Genomic DNA, 16,534 nt, shown 5'->3' with positions numbered 1-16,534 from the left:
GTGCAATACAGCCTCAATCGACAGGGTGTGTAGGGGCTTTACTGCCCTTTCGGATTGGCCCTACACGTTTTGTGAAAGACACCGATAAAGAAGAAATTTCCCACGGTTTCGTCAGACGCGATAACGACAAACCGTCCTGATCATTCCGCCATCCGCTGTATCATCCCGTATCGTTTTACCCCCGACCTTTTCTCGACTCGCTGCAATCGCCAGCTAGGCTTTGGGCTTCGCAGCGGTCAACGGAGTGACAGCTTATGCACAACACCCTGGAACAGGTTTTCGGTTTCTCACAGTTTCGTCCCGGCCAGGAAGCAGCGATCAGCGCCGTGTTGGCCGGTCGTTCAGCCGCAGCGATTTTCCCTACGGGATCGGGCAAGTCCATCTGCTACCAATTGTCTGCCTTGTTGCTGCCGCACCTGACACTGGTGGTGTCACCGCTGCTCGCGCTGATGCAGGATCAACTCGTATTCCTGCAGCGCCATGGCATCTCGGCAGGCAGTATCGATTCGGCCCAAAGTCGTGATGAGGCCAGTGATGTGATGGCTCGCGCCAAGTCTGGCGAGCTGAAGATTTTGATGATTTCGGTAGAGCGCCTGAAAAACGAACGCTTTCGCAATTTTTTGCAGCAGGTACCGATTTCCTTGCTGGTGGTGGACGAGGCGCATTGTATTTCCGAATGGGGTCATAACTTCCGACCCGATTACCTCAAGCTTCCGGACTACCAGCATCAGTTCAACATCCCGCAGGTGCTGCTACTGACCGCTACGGCGACCCCCAAGGTGATCGCGGACATGCAGGCCAAGTTCGCCATTGCGCCTGAAGACGTGGTAACCACGGGGTTCTACCGCCCCAACCTCAACCTGCTGGTGGAACCGGTACGGGGTCAGGACAAGCGCCGACGACTCGTCGAGTGGATGAGCCAGCGGCCGGGCCAGCCCAGCATCGTTTATGTCACCTTGCAGAAAACCGCTGAACACATTGCCGAGCACCTGGAGCGCAACGGTATCCAGGCCGAGGCGTATCACGCAGGTTTGCCCCACGAGCAGCGGGAAGCCATCCAGAAACGCTTCATGGGCGGTCAGTCCAACTGCATCGTTGCCACCATCGCGTTCGGCATGGGCATCGACAAGAGTGACATCCGCAATGTGGTGCACTTTGACCTGCCTAAATCGATCGAGAACTACAGCCAGGAAATCGGTCGCGCCGGACGTGACGGGCAGCCGTCGGACTGCCTGGTCCTGGCCAACCGTGACAGCCTCAACGTGCTGGAGAACTTGGTTTACGGCGACACCCCTGAGTTGGACGGTATCCGGCATGTGCTCGACGAATTGCGAGCGGCAGCGCCGGAAGGACAATGGGAGTTTTTGCTGGGCCCGTTGGCAGATCAGAGCAACATTCGGCAGCTCCCGCTCAAGACGTTGTTGGTACAGCTGGAACTGCGCAGGATCATCGCCCCGCGTTATGCCTATTACGCCGAATACCGCTTCAAGTATGTGCAGGAGCCCGAGGTTTTACTTGCCCGTTTCGAGGGCGAGCGGAAGGATTTCGTCGCCGCGATTATCCAGACTTCCAAGCGTGCGCGCGCCTGGGCGACGGTGAGTTTCGACGCGCTTTACGACCAATATCAAGCCGAGCGCGGTCGGGTAGTGAAGGCGCTGGATTACTTCCAGGAAAAGGGTTGGATCGAGCTGGAGAGCAAGCTCATGACCGAGGTCTACAGCGTATTGCAGACGGATTTTGACAGTCAGGCACTGGGCGCAGAACTGCATGCTTACTTCACACAGCATGAACGCACCGAGATCGCCCGGATTCACGCCATGCTGGACCTTTTTGCCACTGAACAATGCCTCGGTTATCGACTGGCCGAGTACTTCGGCGATGAAAATGCGCCGCAGCGGTGCGGGCATTGTTCGGTGTGCCATGGGGACATAGCACGGTTGCCGTCGCCGCCAGAGCTCCCCGCACTTGTGGATAAGTCTTTCGAAGCGCTGTGTAGTGACTTTATCCACAAGCACGAAGCGCAGACCGGCAGCGCTCCCTCGGCTGAACGCGTCACTCGGTTTCTATGCGGGATCAGTGTGCCGTTGTTCACCAAGTTAAAAGCGCGTGCCATGTCGGGGTATGCGGTGCTGGAGGATTATCCCTATGGCGACGTGCGGGCTTGGGTTGAAACGCGCCTCTGACACAGGCTCATCCATCCGCTGAATGTTGCTCATCACAGGAATAAATTTCAAAAATACGCGGTGGCTGACTATGGTGAGGGCTGTCTTTGGATCGCCAACAAGAGAACAACCATGAGCCAGACACCGTTCAATATTCAGCGCGCAGCCGTTATCGGCGCGGGCACCATGGGCCGGGGCATTGTGATGTGCCTGGCCAACGCCGGAGTGCCGGTGCAATGGGTCGACAACAATCCGCAGATGCTTGAACAGGCGCTGGACGCAGTCGCGCAGACTTGTGCGCACAACGTGCGCCAGGGGCGTATCGACCAGGCCGAAGCGGACGCACGCATTGCTCGAGTTACAACGGCTCCTGACTACGCAGCGATTCGCGACGTCGATCTGGTCATTGAGGCGGTTTACGAGAACCTCGAGCTCAAGCAAAAAATCTTCCGCGAACTGGATGGTCTGCTCAAGCCTGAAGCCATTCTGGCCAGCAACACCTCGGCGCTGGATATCGACGCCATTGCCGCGGCAACCCGACGGCCAGAGCAAGTCCTGGGCCTGCATTTCTTCAGCCCGGCGCACATCATGAAACTGCTGGAAATCGTCCGTGGCGCCAGGACTGCGCCAGCGGTTCTGGATGCCGCGCTGGCGCTAGGCAAGCGCATGGGCAAGGTCAGTGTTGTCTCCGGCAATTGCGATGGTTTTATCGGCAACCGCATGCTCAATACCTACGTGCTCGAAGCCCGCAAGATGCTGCTGGAAGGTGCCTATCCTTATCAGGTGGATGCGGCGCTGCAAGGTTTCGGTTTCGCGATGGGACCGTTCCGCATGTTCGACGTGGTCGGGATCGACCTGCAGTGGCGCGCTCGGGAGTTGGCGGGCACGGGACAGGATGCACCAGAAGTTCAAGTGGACAACCGTTTGTGTGAGCTGGGGCGCTTCGGGCAAAAAAGTGGCAACGGTTACTACCACTACGAACCGGGCAGTCGTCAGGCTGAGCACGATGTGGAGGTCGATGCGCTGGTTCTGCAGGTCAGCGAAGGGTTGGGCTTCCAGCGCCGGGAGATCGGGCCTGAGGAGATCCTCGAGCGCTGCTTGCTGGCACTGGTCAACGAAGGGGCGAAGATTCTTCAGGAAGGCATCGCCGGCTCCGCGCACGACATCGATCTGGTTTATCTCAACGGTTATGGCTTCCCGGCGGACAAGGGCGGTCCAATGGCCTGGGCGGATCAGCAAGGGTTGGCGGATATCCATCAACGCTTGTTGGCGCTTGAGACCCGGCAGGGCGATCACTGGCAGCCGGCTCGTTTGATAGGGGAGCTGGCGGCGACAGGCCAGGGATTTGCTGAACGATAATTGGGTGACAGCACCAGCCTCATCACCAGCAGGCTGGCTCCTACTTTGGATCTGCGTCGGGCACACAGTTTGTGCACGTTGAAGGCCCTCTGTGGGAGCTAGCCTGCTGGCGATGAATACGACACGGTTTTCGCATTAGACTGCCCCTCACATTCAAGGAACCGATGCCGATGCCTCAACGCACCGAATACCCGCACTTCCAGCCCATCACCATGCGCTGGCATGACAACGACGCCTACGGTCACGTCAACAACGTCACCTACTACAGCTTCTTCGACACGGCGGTGAATACCTACCTGATCGAAGTCGGCGGACTCGATATTCATGAAGGTGACGTGGTGGGCTTCGTGGTGAGTTCAGCCTGCGACTATTTTGCGTCCATTGCCTTCCCTGATCGGATCGAGATCGGATTGCGCGTGGGCAAGCTGGGCAACAGTTCGGTGCAGTATGAATTGGCAGTGTTCAAAGCCGGCGAAGATGAAGCCTGCGCGGCGGGGCGTTTTGTTCACGTGTTCGTGGACCGTGCGTCCAATGAGCCGGTGACGATCCCTGGCCCGTTACGCACGGCATTGGAGCGGTTGGTGATCTGAAACGAAAAATCGCAGCCTCCGACAGCTCTGCAGGTTCACTAACCGATGCAGGTGCTGCTGGAAGCTGCGATCTTTTTATCGTCTAGCAATCAACGATGACGATTGTGTTTGTGATGCTTGCGATGGCCATAGGCGTGACCGCGTCCAGGGTGACCATCACGGTAGTAACGGCGATCGTCACGGCCGCGACTGGAATGACGATCATCATCGTCGTCACTCTTGTTACCCATGTAGTTGCCCAGTGCACCACCTGCGCCGCCGCCTGCTGCAGAGCCGATCAGGCTGCCAGTGGTGCCGCCCACGCTGCGACCTACCACGTTACCGCCTGCCGCACCCAACGCGCCGCCAATGGCTGCTTCGCCACGGCTGCGTTTGTCTGCGCCGACTGCGCTACCACCCGCGCCACCCAGGGCTGCGCCAATGGTTGAACCTGTGTTGCCGCCTAACGACTGTCCGACGACCGAGCCAAGAACCCCGCCCAATGCGCCGCCCACACCTGCTTCGGTGGTGCCTCCGGCAGAAGCGAAGCCACTGACCAGGCCAAGGGACAACAAGAGAATCGAGGAGAACTTCATAGAGGAACCTCAAGGGGATGACGGCGCGATCCTGAGGCTGTGTCGTGGTGGTTACAATCGAAATCCGACGAGTAACACGACTTGTACACAATTCTATAAGTTACTGTTTTATCGACGGAACTTAAGTGTTTTTCGCCGGTCTTTAGTTACTTCGGATAGGCCGTTTTTGTGAAAAAACGGCCTTTTTTGTGGGCGATTGGAAAGTGAATTGCCGCTGAAAAGTTAAGATCGTTCCGACGCAGAGCATGGGACGATCCACGATCCATGTCAGGCCGACCTGGCCATGATCAATCCAGTTTCACTCGCCGCTTCCAACCGTATCGCCACAAATTTCGACGTCGGCGTATGGCTGCCATCCCCAGTGCTTTCCAGCGGCACCAGTGGGTTCACTTCCGGATAGTAAGCCGCTGCCTGACCTGCCGGAATATCAAATGCCAGCAGTGTAAACCCCTTCACCCGACGCTCACGGCCATCATCCCAAATCGAAACGATGTCCGCTTTCTGACCCGGTTTGAAGCCCAGGCGAATGATGTCGGCCTCGTTCACGAACAGCACATCACGCTGGCCTTTCACCCCACGGTAACGGTCATCAAGCCCATAGATCGTGGTGTTGTACTGATCGTGGGAACGCAACGACTGCATGATCAAATCCGGCAGCACGCCGGTCGCGCGTGTGCGCTCATGCACAAGGTCTTTGGGCAGAACGTTTGGTCGAAAATTGGCGCGGCCCGATGCCGTGTTCCACTTGCGCGCACCCGCGCTGTTGCCGAGGTAGAAGCCACCTGGGTGCTTGACCTTCACGTTGAAGTCGCGAAAGCCTGGAATCGTGTCGGCGATCAGGTCGCGAATGCGATCGTAGTCGGCCACCAGCCAATTCCAGTCCACCGGCTTGCTCCCCAGAGTCGCGGCAGCGATGCCGGCGATGATCGCCGGCTCGGAACGCATCTGCTTCGACAGCGCCTGCAGTTGACCGTTTGACGCGTGGACCATGCTGAACGAATCTTCAACGGTCACCGCCTGCGGGCCTTCGGTCTGGATGTCAATGTCGGTGCGCCCCAGGCACGGCAGGATCAGGGCGACTTTGCCATGGGCCAAATGGCTACGGTTGAGCTTCGTACTGATTTGCACCGTCAGGTCGCAATTGCTCAACGCCTGGAACGTGCGTGGGCTGTCGGGCGTCGCTTGAGCGAAGTTTCCGCCCAGGCCGATGAAGACTTTCGCGCGACCCTCGGCCATGGCGTGAATCGCCTCGACCACGTTATGGCCGTTTTCGCGCGGCACCTTGAACTGGAAACGACGCTCCAGCGAATCAAGGAACGCCACCGGCGGACGCTCGTTGATGCCCATGGTCCGGTCGCCCTGCACGTTGCTGTGACCACGCACCGGGCAGAGCCCTGCACCTGGCCGCCCGATGTTGCCGCGCAGCAGCATCAGGTTCGCGATTTCCTGGATGGTCGCCACCGAATGGCGATGCTGGGTGATGCCCATCGCCCAGCACATGATTACGTTCTTGCCTTTGGCGTACATCCGCGCGGCTTGCTCGATCTCCACCAGGGGCAGGCCGGATTGCTCGACGATCTGCTCCCATGAGGTGTCGTCGACGGTGCCCAGATACTCCAGCACGTTGACGCTGTGTTCATTCAGGAAGTCGTGGTCGAACACGGCAGGCTCGCCTGCCTTCTGCGCATCACGCTCCCATTGCAGCAGGAACTTGGCCATGCCGCGCATGATCGCCATGTCGCCGCCCAGTGCCGGACGGAAGTACGCGGTGTTGGTTGGCTTGTCACCGTTGGTGAGCATTTCGATCGGGTGCTGCGGGTGCTGGAAGCGCTCAAGGCCGCGCTCTTTCAGCGGATTGATACACACCACCTGCGCACCCCGTTTCACCGCTTCGCGCAGCGGTTCGAGCATTCGTGGGTGGTTGGTCCCGGGGTTCTGGCCCCAGACGAAAATCGCATCGGCATGTTCGAAGTCGTCGAACGTCACGGTGCCTTTGCCGACGCCGACACTTTGCGACAACGCCACGCCGCTTGCCTCGTGGCACATGTTCGAGCAGTCGGGGAAGTTGTTGGTGCCGTAGGCGCGCACGAACAACTGATAGAGGAACGCGGCTTCGTTGCTGGCGCGGCCCGAGGTATAGAACTCGGCCTGGTTCGGGCTCGACAGCCCTTGCAGGTGTTTGCCGATCAAGGCGAAGGCGTCTTCCCAGCTGATCGGCTTGTAGCGATCGGTTTGTGCGTCGTAGCTCATTGGCTCGGTCAGTCGGCCCTGGTACTCGAGCCAGTAATCACTTTGCTCCAGCAACGAACTCACACTGTGCTTGGCGAAGAACGCGCCATCGACACGCCGCTTGGTCGCTTCCCAGTTCACGGCTTTGGCGCCGTTCTCGCAGAACGCCACCATGCCGGCTTCGTTGGAATCGCCCCAGGCGCAACCGGGGCAGTCGAATCCGCCGTTCTTGTTGGTTTTAAGCATCATGCGCAGATTTTTCAGCGCGTTGTCACTGGTCAACCAGGCACGGGCAACGCTGGCCAACGCGCCCCAGCCACCGGCCGGGCCTTTGTAAGGCTTGTAGCGCGGAACGGGTTTCTGGTCGGCTTGATTGTGTTGACTCACGCTTGATTCTCCAACGCAGGGCTGTAGACCCGCGGCGCACTTTTTTGCGGCAGGTGGATGAGATTGAGGTTGTGGCGACGGGCCCATTGCACGGCAAGGCCGGTGGGCGACGACAGGCTGACGAGGGTCTGGATGCCTGCCCGCAGCACTTTCTGGATCAATTCGAGGCTGCATCGGCTGGTGACGATCGCCAGTCCGCCGGTCATCGGGATGCGTTGGCGAATCAGCCCGCCGATCAGCTTGTCGAGGGCGTTATGCCGTCCGATGTCTTCGCGGCCCATCAGCAACTCGCCCTGGTCGTTCATGAACACCGCCGCATGCACCGCGCCGCAATGTTGGCCCAAGGGCTGAAATGCGCCGATGCGCTGGCGCAGGCCGTCGAGCCATTCGGCCGGAGGCAGTGGGGCGCCAGGCAAAACCTTGAGGTCGGGCAGTGCCTGTTCGACCGCTTCCACGCCGCACAGACCGCAACCGCTGGTGCCGGCCATTTGCCGACGTTGCTGCTTGAGGTTCCAGAAGGCGCGATTGGCGATGGTCACTTGGGCGTATTGTGCGGAGCCCGAACCGGTGAGTTGCAGGTCATAGATGTCGGTGGCGTCCTCGATGATGCCGCTGCCCAGGCTGAAACCAACGATAAAGTCTTCCAGATCGGTCGGCGTCACCAGCATCACGGCCTGGCTGATGCCGTTATATGCAATCGCCAACGCGACTTCCTCGGCCAGCGCAGTGCTGTCCGACTCGGTGTTTTCAAGGTTGCTGTAGCTGTAGGTCTGACTCGCAGCGGGCGCGGGCGTTTCGAGGGCAGGCGCCGCGCTGGATGGGCGCTTGGCGTTCATGGCATCACCACGGATTGATCAGCTTTAAGCCTAGGCGCGTCAAAGGGTCGCGTCTAATCGCTAATACTGATGCGCTGATAGATGGCGTCGATCAAGCACCCGTCGGCGATTTCTGATAAATCGCAAAACAGGCCTCTGCCAGCGCCGAGCGCGGGGCGCTGCGACGCATGATGAGCCCTAGCCGGGCAAGGGTCTGGGCGTTTTCGATGGGCTGCAGGCGCAAGTGATCAGTGAGATTTTCCAAGCCACCGTCCAGCGGCATAACGGCGCAGCACAGGCCGCCGTGCACAGCTTGTAACAGTTGATGCACGGCGTCGGTTTGCAACAGCGGCTGAGGTGTGAGGCCACGGCTGTGGAAGTTATGGTCGATCGACTGACGAAAGTGCATGCCGCTGGTGAGCATGCCCAGCGGCAATTCGATCAGCGACTCCCAACTCAGCGGCGTCTCACCGAAATTGAAGAAGCGTTGATCGTAGAGCAAGCCCATGCGGGTTTCGCTGAACGCCAGGGAATCGAAGCGCTCGCCATCCAGGCGTTCGAGGTAGGAAACGCCGAGGTCCAGTCGATTGTTCGCCAGCTGTTCGAGGATCTGTTCGGAACTGAGGGCTGAGAGTTCGAAGCGCAGGTTCGGGTGTTCGGCATGCAAGCGCTGCATCAGCGGCAGCGGGTCGAAGCTCGACAGCGGCACCACACCCAGCCGTAGCGTACCGACCAGGTTACCGCGACAGGCCGCCGCTTCGGCTTGCAGACCGTCATAGGCCGCCAGCACCGTGCGCGCCCACGCCAGAACCCGTTCACCCGGAGCGGTAAAGCCTTCGAAGCGTTGACCGCGGTTGACCAGCGGCAACTCCAGCTCTTCTTCGAGGCTGCGCAGGCGCATCGAGAGGGTGGGCTGGGTGATGTGACACCGGGCGGCCGCCTGACCGAAATGGCGGGTTTCGTCGAGGGCGATGAGGAATTTCAGCTGCTTGATGTCCATCTTCGCTCCAGGGCGCGGGAAGGTTGGGATTCTAGCGCCTGGGGGAATCGGCGTCATTGGTCGGGTTGGATCCGCACTTGGCAAGCTTGGTCTAGGCTTTTGCGTCTGGACCCATTTATTCCTATGGAGAGCACACGATGAGCCTTTTCAGTTTTCTCAAAGAAGCCGGTGAAAAAATCCTCGGTGCGCTGACACCGGATAAGGCCGAAGCCAATAGCGAAGCGCTGACCAAGCACGTGAAGGATGCCCTGACAGGTATCGACACTTCCAAGATTCAGGTCAAGGTTGAGGGTGACAAGGTCATCGCCAGTGGCGAGGCCGCGACCCAGGAGGAGAAAGAAAAAATCCTGCTGTCGCTGGGCAACGTCGCAGGTGTCAGTGGCGTAGAAGACCAGATCACCGTCACCGGCCCCGTTGTCGTCGCCGCGAAGTTCGTCGTGGTCGAGAAAGGCGACACCCTCAGCGCGATTTCCCTGCGCGTGTACGGCGATGCCAACAAGTATCAAAAAATCTTTGAGGCCAATAAGCCAATGCTCAAGGATGTGAACAAGATCTATCCGGGGCAGTCGCTGCGGATTCCTGAGTAAGGCGTAAAACGGTGTGATGGCCATCGCTGGCAAAAGCCAGGCTCCCACAAGGGTTATGTGGGAGCCTGGCTTGCCAGCGATGCAGGCGACGCGGTTTCAAAGCCCGGCAATCAATTCCCGATAGTCCCCAACTGCCGCAAACTCCGCCGTGTCCTTCGGCCCTTTGCGGCTGTCCGGCTCGCGCACCGCCAGCAAATGCGCCACGCCAAAATCCCTCGCACTGCGCAGGATCGGCAAGGTGTCGTCGATAAACAGGCTGCGCGCCGGGTCGAAACTGATGTCCGCCTGCAAGGCGTCCCAGAATTGCGGGTTTTCCTTGGGGAAACCGTAATCGTGAGAGCTGATCAGACGCTCGAAGTAAGGCGCCAGCTCTATTCGCTCCAGCTTCAATGACAGCGAATCACGGTGCGCATTGGTGATCAGCACCACGCGTTTGCCTGCTCGCTTGATCGCCGCCAGGAAGGTATCCGCATCAGGGCGCAGGGCGATCAGGTGCGCGGTTTCCAGTTTCAGTTCACGCACCGGCAGCTTGAGTTCCGCGCTCCAGAAGTCCAGGCAGTACCACTGCAACTGGCCGGCGTTACGCTCAAACAGCGGCTGCAATTCCATTTCGGCCATGGCCCGGCTCACCCCGTGCAACTCGGCGTAGCGCTGGGGCAAGTGCTCCAGCCAGAAATGGTTGTCGAAGTGCAGGTCCAGCAGCGTGCCGTCCATGTCCAACAGAACGGTGTCGATGTCGTGCCAGGGCAGCAGGGACATAAAAAACTTCTCCAGCGGTGAAAAGGATATCCGGGATCAACAATGAGGATAGGCCGGGTATAGTAACCCGCTATCGCCAAGGAGCCGCTCATGCGCCAGAAACCCACCATCCTCGCCCGCGAGATCGTCGCCACCAGTCGCTTGTTCTGCGTCGAAGAGCTCAAGTTGCGCTTTTCCAACGGCGTGGAGCGCACCTATGAGCGATTGGTCGGCAAGGGCGCCGGCTATGGCGCGGTGATGATTGTGGCGATGCTCGATTCGGACCATGCGGTGCTGGTCGAAGAGTATTGCGGCGGCACTGATGAATACGAAATGTCGCTGCCCAAAGGTTTGATCGAACCGGGCGAAGATGTACTGGCCGCGGCCGAGCGCGAGCTCAAGGAAGAGGCGGGGTATGGCGCACGGCAACTGGAGCATCTGACCGAGTTGTCGTTGTCGCCAGGTTACATGAGCCAGAAGATCCAGGTGGTGCTTGCTACCGATCTGTACGAGGAAAGCCTGGAGGGTGATGAGCCCGAGCCGATGGGCGTGAGCAAGGTCAACCTGCGCGAGCTGTCGGCGCTGGCGCAAAACCCGCAGTTCACCGAGGGTCGTGCCTTGGCGGCGCTGTATCTGGCCCGTGACCTGCTGACTCAGCGCGGGGTGTTTCTGCCATGAATTTTCCACACCCATTGATGGCACCCGTCGTCGCGTTGGCGTTGCAAGCGGGTGACGCGATCCTGCCGTTCTGGCGCACGGGCACGGCTGTGACTGCCAAGGCCGACGATTCTCCAGTGACTGCCGCTGACCTGGCGGCGCACCATTTGATCCTGGATGGCCTGACGGCGCTCGATCCGAACATTCCGGTGCTGTCCGAAGAGGACGCCAACATTCCCCAATCCGTGCGTGCCGGATGGCAGCGTTGGTGGCTGGTCGATCCGTTGGACGGGACCAAGGAGTTTATCTCGGGGAGTGAAGAGTTCACCGTCAACATCGCGTTGATCGAGCAGGGTCAGGTTGTTTTTGGTGTGGTTTCGATGCCGACCAGCGGATGTTTTTATGTCGGTGGCGCAGGGTTGGGGGCCTGGCGTGGTGATAAAGATACTCCGCCATCGCCGATCCAGGTTCGCACGGTGCCGCCTGCAGGGCAGGCTTTTACTGTCGTCGCGAGCCGGCGGCATTCGAGCCCCGAGCAGGAGTGCTTGCTGGCGGGTTTGAGTGCCAGTCTGGGTGAACTGAAACTGGCCAATATCGGCAGCTCGTTGAAGTTTTGCTTGTTGGCGGAAGGTTCGGCGGATTGTTATCCACGCCTGGCGCCGACATCGCAGTGGGATACGGCGGCCGCCCAAGGCGTGCTGGAAGGGGCGGGCGGTGAGGTGCTGGAGTTGAGCGGAGCGTCGTTCAGTTATCCGGCGCGGGAATCGTTGTTGAACGGTTTCTTTCTGGCACTGCCGGCGAAAGCGGCCTGGCGGGAAAAATTGCTGGAATTGGCTCGGGTGTGAAGATCTTTTACTTCACCGATGCAACACATACTGCCCGGTAAACGTCACCGCATCGTCATCACTGTCAGCATTCACAATCTGCGAATGCAGTGTAATCCGGGCCCGACCGTATCGCTGATACATCGCCAGAAACTTCTTCCAGACCGCGGCACTCGGTGCCTGACAAATCGACACCGCATCCATCGTCACGGGTAACGGATAGCTGATTTGCCCTTCCTGAATCACGATGTGCCCGTCTTCAATCCCTTCTTCACGCAAACGCAAATGCAGCCAGCCCCAGCCCGCCAACACGGCGGCGCAATACAGGCTGCCGCCAAACATGGTGCTCTTGTGGTTGACGTTGGCTTCCAGCGGCAAGTGCAGGCGCAACTGATGGTCGTGCCAGTCGAGCACCTTGAGGCCCATGTCCCGCGTCAGGGGGATGTCGTGATGGAGGATGGATTCCAGATAGCGACTGTTGCGGCTCATGAATGCTCTCTTGCTTTCAGGTGGATGATTGGACGGTGGCTCAATCGAGCTCGTCGGTGGAGGTGTTGGCGCTGCTGTCAGCGAAATTCAACCCATGCTTGCGAAGTTTGTCGTGCAGGGTTTTACGCGGGACGCCGAGTGCTTCAGCCAGGCTGCGAACCGAGCTGTGGGAGCGTGCGAGTTCAGCCGCGATCAGGCTCTTTTCGAAATGCTCCACTTGCTCGCTCAAACCTCCGCTGAAGGCATCGACGGTGGTTCCGGACACACCATCGGGTGTGCTGTTGTCCAGCGCCAGCTCCAGTCCCAACGCAAAGCGCTCCGCCGCATTTTGCAGCTCCCGCACATTGCCCGGCCAGGTGTGACGCAGCAACAGGGCGCGTTGCCCCGGTTGCAATTCGTGGGGCGGTAAACCGTGACGGGCACTGGCCTCATCGGCGAAATGCTGAAACAACACCAGCGCATCTTCACCGCGCTCGCGCAGAGGTGGAATGCGCAACGGCGCGACGTTCAGGCGGTAATACAAGTCGGCGCGAAAGCGTCCCTGATCAGCAGACTGGCGCAGGTCTTCCTTGGTCGCGGCGATGATGCGGATGTCCAGCGGGATCTGCTGATTACCCCCCAGACGCTCCACCACGCGCTCTTGCAGCAAGCGCAGCAACTTCACCTGCACATCCAGGCTCATGCTTTCGATTTCATCGAGAAACAGCGTGCCGCCGTTAGCAAACTCGAACTTGCCGATGCGACGTTTCTGCGCGCCGGTGAACGCCCCCGGCTCGTGACCGAACAGTTCGCTTTCCACCACCGATTCGGCCAGCGCTCCGGCGTTGATCGCCACGAACGGACCGTTTCGCCGATTTGATAAATCGTGCAGGGCGCGGGCGACGACTTCTTTACCGGCCCCGGTTTCACCGAGGATCAGCACATCGGCCTTGGTGGCGGCCAACGCGCCGATCTGCTCGCGCAGGCGCAACATCGGCGCCGACTGGCCGACCAGCCGGGCGCTCAATTCATTGCGGTCGCTCAGGGCCAGACGCAGGCTGCGGTTGTCCAGCACCAGTCGGCGCAGAGCCAATGCGCGACGCACGCTGTCGAGCAACGCATCGCTGGCGAAGGGCTTTTCGAGAAAATCATAGGCCCCGGCGCGCATCGCCTGCACCGCCAGCGGTACATCGCCGTGACCCGTGATCAACAGCACCGGCAGCTCCGGATCTTGAGCATGCAATTCGGTCAGCAGTTCGAGGCCGTCCATGCCTGGCATGCGGATGTCGCTGACCACCACGCCTGGCCAGTCGCGTTCCAACTGTGCGGCGAGGCCTTTGGCTTCCGCCAGCGACAAGATCTTCAGGCCGGCAAGGTCCAGCGTCTGGCTCAACGCCTGGCGAAGATGGGGATCGTCGTCGATCAGCACGACCTGGATGCGGTTGTCGATGGTCATGCACTTCGGTCCTCGGACGGTTGCAGGCTCACGCCCGGTGCGCCTGGGCGCAGCTTCAGGGTAATCAGGGCGCCGCCTTCCTTGTGGTTGGAGAACAACAGTTCACCGCCGAAGGCACGCATCAGGGTTTCGCAAATGGCCAGCCCCAGTCCAAGCCCTTGGGTGCGGGTCTTGGTGGTGTAGAAGGGCTCGCTGGCGCGTCCGAGGGCTTCCATGCAGAAGCCCGGGCCATTATCGCGAATGTACAAGGTGACGCCATCAGCGGTGGATTGGGCACTCAGCCAGAGTTTACGCGGCGGACCTTTTTCCGTGAGGGCGTCCAGGGCATTCGCCAGCAGGTTGCCGAGCACTTGGCGCAAACGGGTTTCCCCCGCTTCGACCCACAAAGTGGCGGCGGGCAAATCGCGAATCAGCTCGACTTCCATGCTGCGCCGACGCTTGGCGAGCAGGGCCAGCGCGTCATCCAGCGCCGGTTGCAGGGCAACGCTTTCAGGGGCGTGTCGATCGCGCCGGGCGAAGGCGCGCAGGTGAGCAATGATCGAGGCCATCCGCGCGGTCAACTCGCTGATCAACTTGAGGTTGCCACGCGCATCGTCGGTGCGCTGGTGATCGAGCAGTATTTCGGCGTTTTCCGCGTAGCTGCGGATTGCTGCCAGCGGCTGGTTCAGTTCGTGGCTGATGCTGGCCGACATCGTCCCCAGCGCCGAGAGTTTGCCAGCCTGCACCAGATCATCCTGGGCGCGCACCAGTTCCTGCTGGGCCTGTTCGCGCTCCAGCACTTCTTCCTTGAGGCGTCGGTTGAGACCTTCCAGATCACTGGTTCGCTCGGCGACACGCCCTTCCAGTTCACGGCGCGCCTTGGCTTCGAAAGCGATGCGTTCGAGGTAATGGCGCCGACGCTGCATCATCAGCCCGAGCAACAGCATCAATACCAGCAAAGTGGCGCCGCCGATGGCGACCACGGTGCGAACGGGGCGGTCGATCAGGGTGCGCGGCGCGAGAATGTTGACGGTCCAGCCGGTTTCTTCAATTTGTCGGGATTGCGTCAGCCACGCATTCGGATTGAGTTTCAGCGGTTTGGGATCGCGGGTTGGATAGGGCTGAATCGCAGTAATGGCCTTGTTCTCTTCTTCGCTCAACGCTCGGGTCGAGCGGAAGCGCCATTCTGGTCGCGACGTCAGAATAACCACGCCATTGTGGTCGGTCGCCAGCAATTGCTCTGGGGTCTTGCCCCACAAGCTTTCGGTGTGGTCCAGATCGACCTTCACCACCAGCACGCCGATGATTTTCTCGCCGTGCCGCACGGCCGCAGCAAAAAAGTAGCCACGCTTGGCGGACGTCGTACCCAAGCCAAAAAAGCGCCCGAGCCGTCCGGCCATGGCTTCGCTGAAATACGGCCTGAAGGAAAAATTGCGCCCGACAAAGCTGTCGTTTTTATCCCAGTTGGACGCCGCCAGCGTCTTGCCCGTGGTGTCCATCAGGTACATCACCTCGGCACCGGTCTGGGCGCTGATGTTCTTCAGCAACCGGTTGGCGTTGCCTTGCGTGACGCTATCGTCCGGCGCGCCCAGCACCGCGCGCAGGGCCGGAAGATCACCGAGGATCTGCGGTAACACCTCGTACCGGTGCAGCGTGCCCAGCAGGTTGGCCACATACAGATCGAGGGTCTGGCGATTCTGCCCAGCCAGTTCGCTGCGGTAATAACGCTCGGCCAGATGCTCCAGCGGCCACAGCAAAGGTGCCAGGCACAGCGCAAGCAGTGCGAGGCTGCGCCAGCGGGGTCTGCGGGGAAGGGTCGGAGTCATGAGCATCGAGCGCCTGAAAGTACAGGCGCATTATGCCCACGCTCGGGAAAAGACGTCAGCGTCGTTGGATCAGATGGCAACGAGAGGCTTGGCCGAAAGCTGCGGCTCTGATCTAAATACGTAATGCGACATGGTTTCGACAGATAGCTTTATCCATCAATCGACTTCGCCGAAATTCCACCGTTCAAGCACAAATATCTCGCCATCGTCGTCTTCTACTGAAAAGGATATCCCTCTTTCCTTCATGCCTTTGGGCAGGACGAGTCCCCATTCTGCCGCAAGGCTTTTGTCGATGATGCAGCTCTCATCATGGGCAGGCGGAATGTGGCAGCGATGGTAATCCAGTTGGGTGTAGATGCAGATCTCACTGGAAAACATGTCAGGAATGCAGATGTTCGCGACGATGCGGCTGTCAACTGCCTCTGCCGTTCTGGCTTGAAGCAGGTGACTGGCCGCGATGATCATCTGTTGAGCACATTCTTTGCGTATGGCATCGGTCGCCTGTTTTCCTTCGACCAGTGTTGTGAGAACAGGAATTTTCCAGTTGCAGTACTTGTCTTCCAGCGTGAGGTCGTCGGGGAAATACCCCTCGAAAGTAGATGCCCATCTCGCCAGGGATTTCAGGCGACGTGGAATGTTTCGAATTTTTTTGTTTGAAAGTGCAAGTCGGCGCTTGGACATGGTCAGGGTTTTTCCTCGGAGACGGGGACTCGTCGGGTCGGAGGCTGCCGGTCAGGCAAGTGCAAGGCAACCTGAGATTAGTGTGGGAAGTTTCGCTGGCGCAGGACTTATCAAGGTCGCGTTGAGCAGGAGCGGATAGTCTTCTGGTGGAGGGGGTTGCGTATCGCCCCAACCAGTGGCGATATAAGCGCCTGAATACTT

General features: G+C 59.6%; 15 protein-coding genes. 6 read left to right on the top strand and 9 right to left on the bottom strand.

What is annotated here, in order from left to right; translation table 11 throughout:
• Nucleotides 1-254: 254 nt before the first annotated feature.
• The 3 genes from H7698_RS14255 to H7698_RS14245 all read left to right on the top strand — a co-directional run bounded on the left by H7698_RS14255 (nucleotide 255) and on the right by H7698_RS14245 (nucleotide 4,111).
• A complete protein-coding gene (locus H7698_RS14255; protein ID WP_194691788.1) occupies nucleotides 255-2,183 on the top strand; it encodes a RecQ family ATP-dependent DNA helicase in 1,929 nt (642 codons plus the stop codon).
• Nucleotides 2,184-2,294: 111 nt separating this feature from the next.
• Complete coding sequence (locus tag H7698_RS14250) at nucleotides 2,295-3,521, top strand: 3-hydroxyacyl-CoA dehydrogenase (protein ID WP_194691787.1); 1,227 nt, start codon at nucleotides 2,295-2,297, stop codon at nucleotides 3,519-3,521.
• A gap of 170 nt (nucleotides 3,522-3,691) precedes the next feature.
• Nucleotides 3,692-4,111, top strand: coding sequence for an acyl-CoA thioesterase (locus H7698_RS14245; RefSeq protein ID WP_194691786.1), 420 nt, complete (start codon nucleotides 3,692-3,694; stop codon nucleotides 4,109-4,111).
• Nucleotides 4,112-4,200: 89 nt separating this feature from the next.
• Here H7698_RS14245 and H7698_RS14240 read toward each other — a convergent pair whose 3' ends face one another.
• From H7698_RS14240 to H7698_RS14225, 4 genes are all read right to left on the bottom strand, one after another.
• Entirely contained in the window at nucleotides 4,201-4,686 is a 486-nt protein-coding gene (locus tag H7698_RS14240; protein WP_162437021.1) for a glycine zipper domain-containing protein, read from the bottom strand.
• 267 nt (nucleotides 4,687-4,953) lie between these two features.
• Nucleotides 4,954-7,302 (bottom strand): FdhF/YdeP family oxidoreductase, encoded by a 2,349-nt coding sequence (locus H7698_RS14235; protein ID WP_194691785.1) that lies wholly within the window; start codon nucleotides 7,300-7,302, stop codon nucleotides 4,954-4,956.
• A complete protein-coding gene (fdhD, locus tag H7698_RS14230) occupies nucleotides 7,299-8,138 on the bottom strand; it encodes a formate dehydrogenase accessory sulfurtransferase FdhD (RefSeq protein WP_162437019.1) in 840 nt (279 codons plus the stop codon). Before fdhD ends, H7698_RS14235 begins: the two co-directional genes overlap by 4 nt.
• Before the next feature lie 91 nt (nucleotides 8,139-8,229).
• Nucleotides 8,230-9,117, bottom strand: a complete 888-nt coding sequence (locus tag H7698_RS14225) for a LysR family transcriptional regulator (protein WP_162437018.1) — start codon at nucleotides 9,115-9,117, stop codon at nucleotides 8,230-8,232.
• A gap of 137 nt (nucleotides 9,118-9,254) precedes the next feature.
• Between H7698_RS14225 and lysM the strand changes: the two genes are divergently transcribed.
• Nucleotides 9,255-9,704: a peptidoglycan-binding protein LysM gene (gene lysM / locus H7698_RS14220; RefSeq protein ID WP_162437017.1), complete on the top strand. Its 450-nt coding sequence runs from the start codon at nucleotides 9,255-9,257 to the stop codon at nucleotides 9,702-9,704.
• A 96-nt stretch (nucleotides 9,705-9,800) separates the two neighbouring features.
• On the opposite strand, the gene yrfG is transcribed toward lysM, so the two are convergent.
• Nucleotides 9,801-10,463 (bottom strand): GMP/IMP nucleotidase, encoded by a 663-nt coding sequence (yrfG, locus tag H7698_RS14215; protein ID WP_162437016.1) that lies wholly within the window; start codon nucleotides 10,461-10,463, stop codon nucleotides 9,801-9,803.
• Nucleotides 10,464-10,553: 90 nt separating this feature from the next.
• Between yrfG and nudE the strand changes: the two genes are divergently transcribed.
• Together nudE and cysQ are read left to right on the top strand one after the other, a co-directional pair.
• A complete protein-coding gene (gene nudE / locus H7698_RS14210) occupies nucleotides 10,554-11,120 on the top strand; it encodes an ADP compounds hydrolase NudE (protein WP_194691784.1) in 567 nt (188 codons plus the stop codon).
• Nucleotides 11,117-11,944, top strand: coding sequence for a 3'(2'),5'-bisphosphate nucleotidase CysQ (cysQ, locus tag H7698_RS14205; RefSeq protein WP_194691783.1), 828 nt, complete (start codon nucleotides 11,117-11,119; stop codon nucleotides 11,942-11,944). Before nudE ends, cysQ begins: the two co-directional genes overlap by 4 nt.
• A gap of 12 nt (nucleotides 11,945-11,956) precedes the next feature.
• Here cysQ and H7698_RS14200 read toward each other — a convergent pair whose 3' ends face one another.
• The 4 genes from H7698_RS14200 to H7698_RS14185 form a co-directional block, all read right to left on the bottom strand.
• The gene (locus H7698_RS14200) at nucleotides 11,957-12,412 is read right to left on the bottom strand and encodes a thioesterase domain-containing protein (protein ID WP_194691782.1); all 456 of its coding nucleotides are present in this window, start codon (nucleotides 12,410-12,412) and stop codon (nucleotides 11,957-11,959) included.
• Nucleotides 12,413-12,452: 40 nt separating this feature from the next.
• Entirely contained in the window at nucleotides 12,453-13,847 is a 1,395-nt protein-coding gene (locus H7698_RS14195) for a sigma-54-dependent transcriptional regulator (RefSeq protein ID WP_194691781.1), read from the bottom strand.
• Nucleotides 13,844-15,652 carry a sensor histidine kinase gene (locus H7698_RS14190; RefSeq protein ID WP_162437011.1) on the bottom strand — a complete coding sequence of 603 codons (1,809 nt, stop codon included), beginning with the start codon at nucleotides 15,650-15,652 and terminating at the stop codon, nucleotides 13,844-13,846. The genes H7698_RS14195 and H7698_RS14190 overlap by 4 nt, the downstream gene beginning before the upstream one ends.
• A gap of 156 nt (nucleotides 15,653-15,808) precedes the next feature.
• The gene (locus tag H7698_RS14185; RefSeq protein ID WP_194691780.1) at nucleotides 15,809-16,333 is read right to left on the bottom strand and encodes a DUF3916 domain-containing protein; all 525 of its coding nucleotides are present in this window, start codon (nucleotides 16,331-16,333) and stop codon (nucleotides 15,809-15,811) included.
• Between the last annotated feature and the right edge of the window lie 201 nt (nucleotides 16,334-16,534).

The organism is Pseudomonas sp. p50(2008) (assembly GCF_015351605.1).
GTDB lineage: Bacteria > Pseudomonadota > Gammaproteobacteria > Pseudomonadales > Pseudomonadaceae > Aquipseudomonas.
This window is presented reverse-complemented; position numbering and strand designations above follow the sequence as displayed.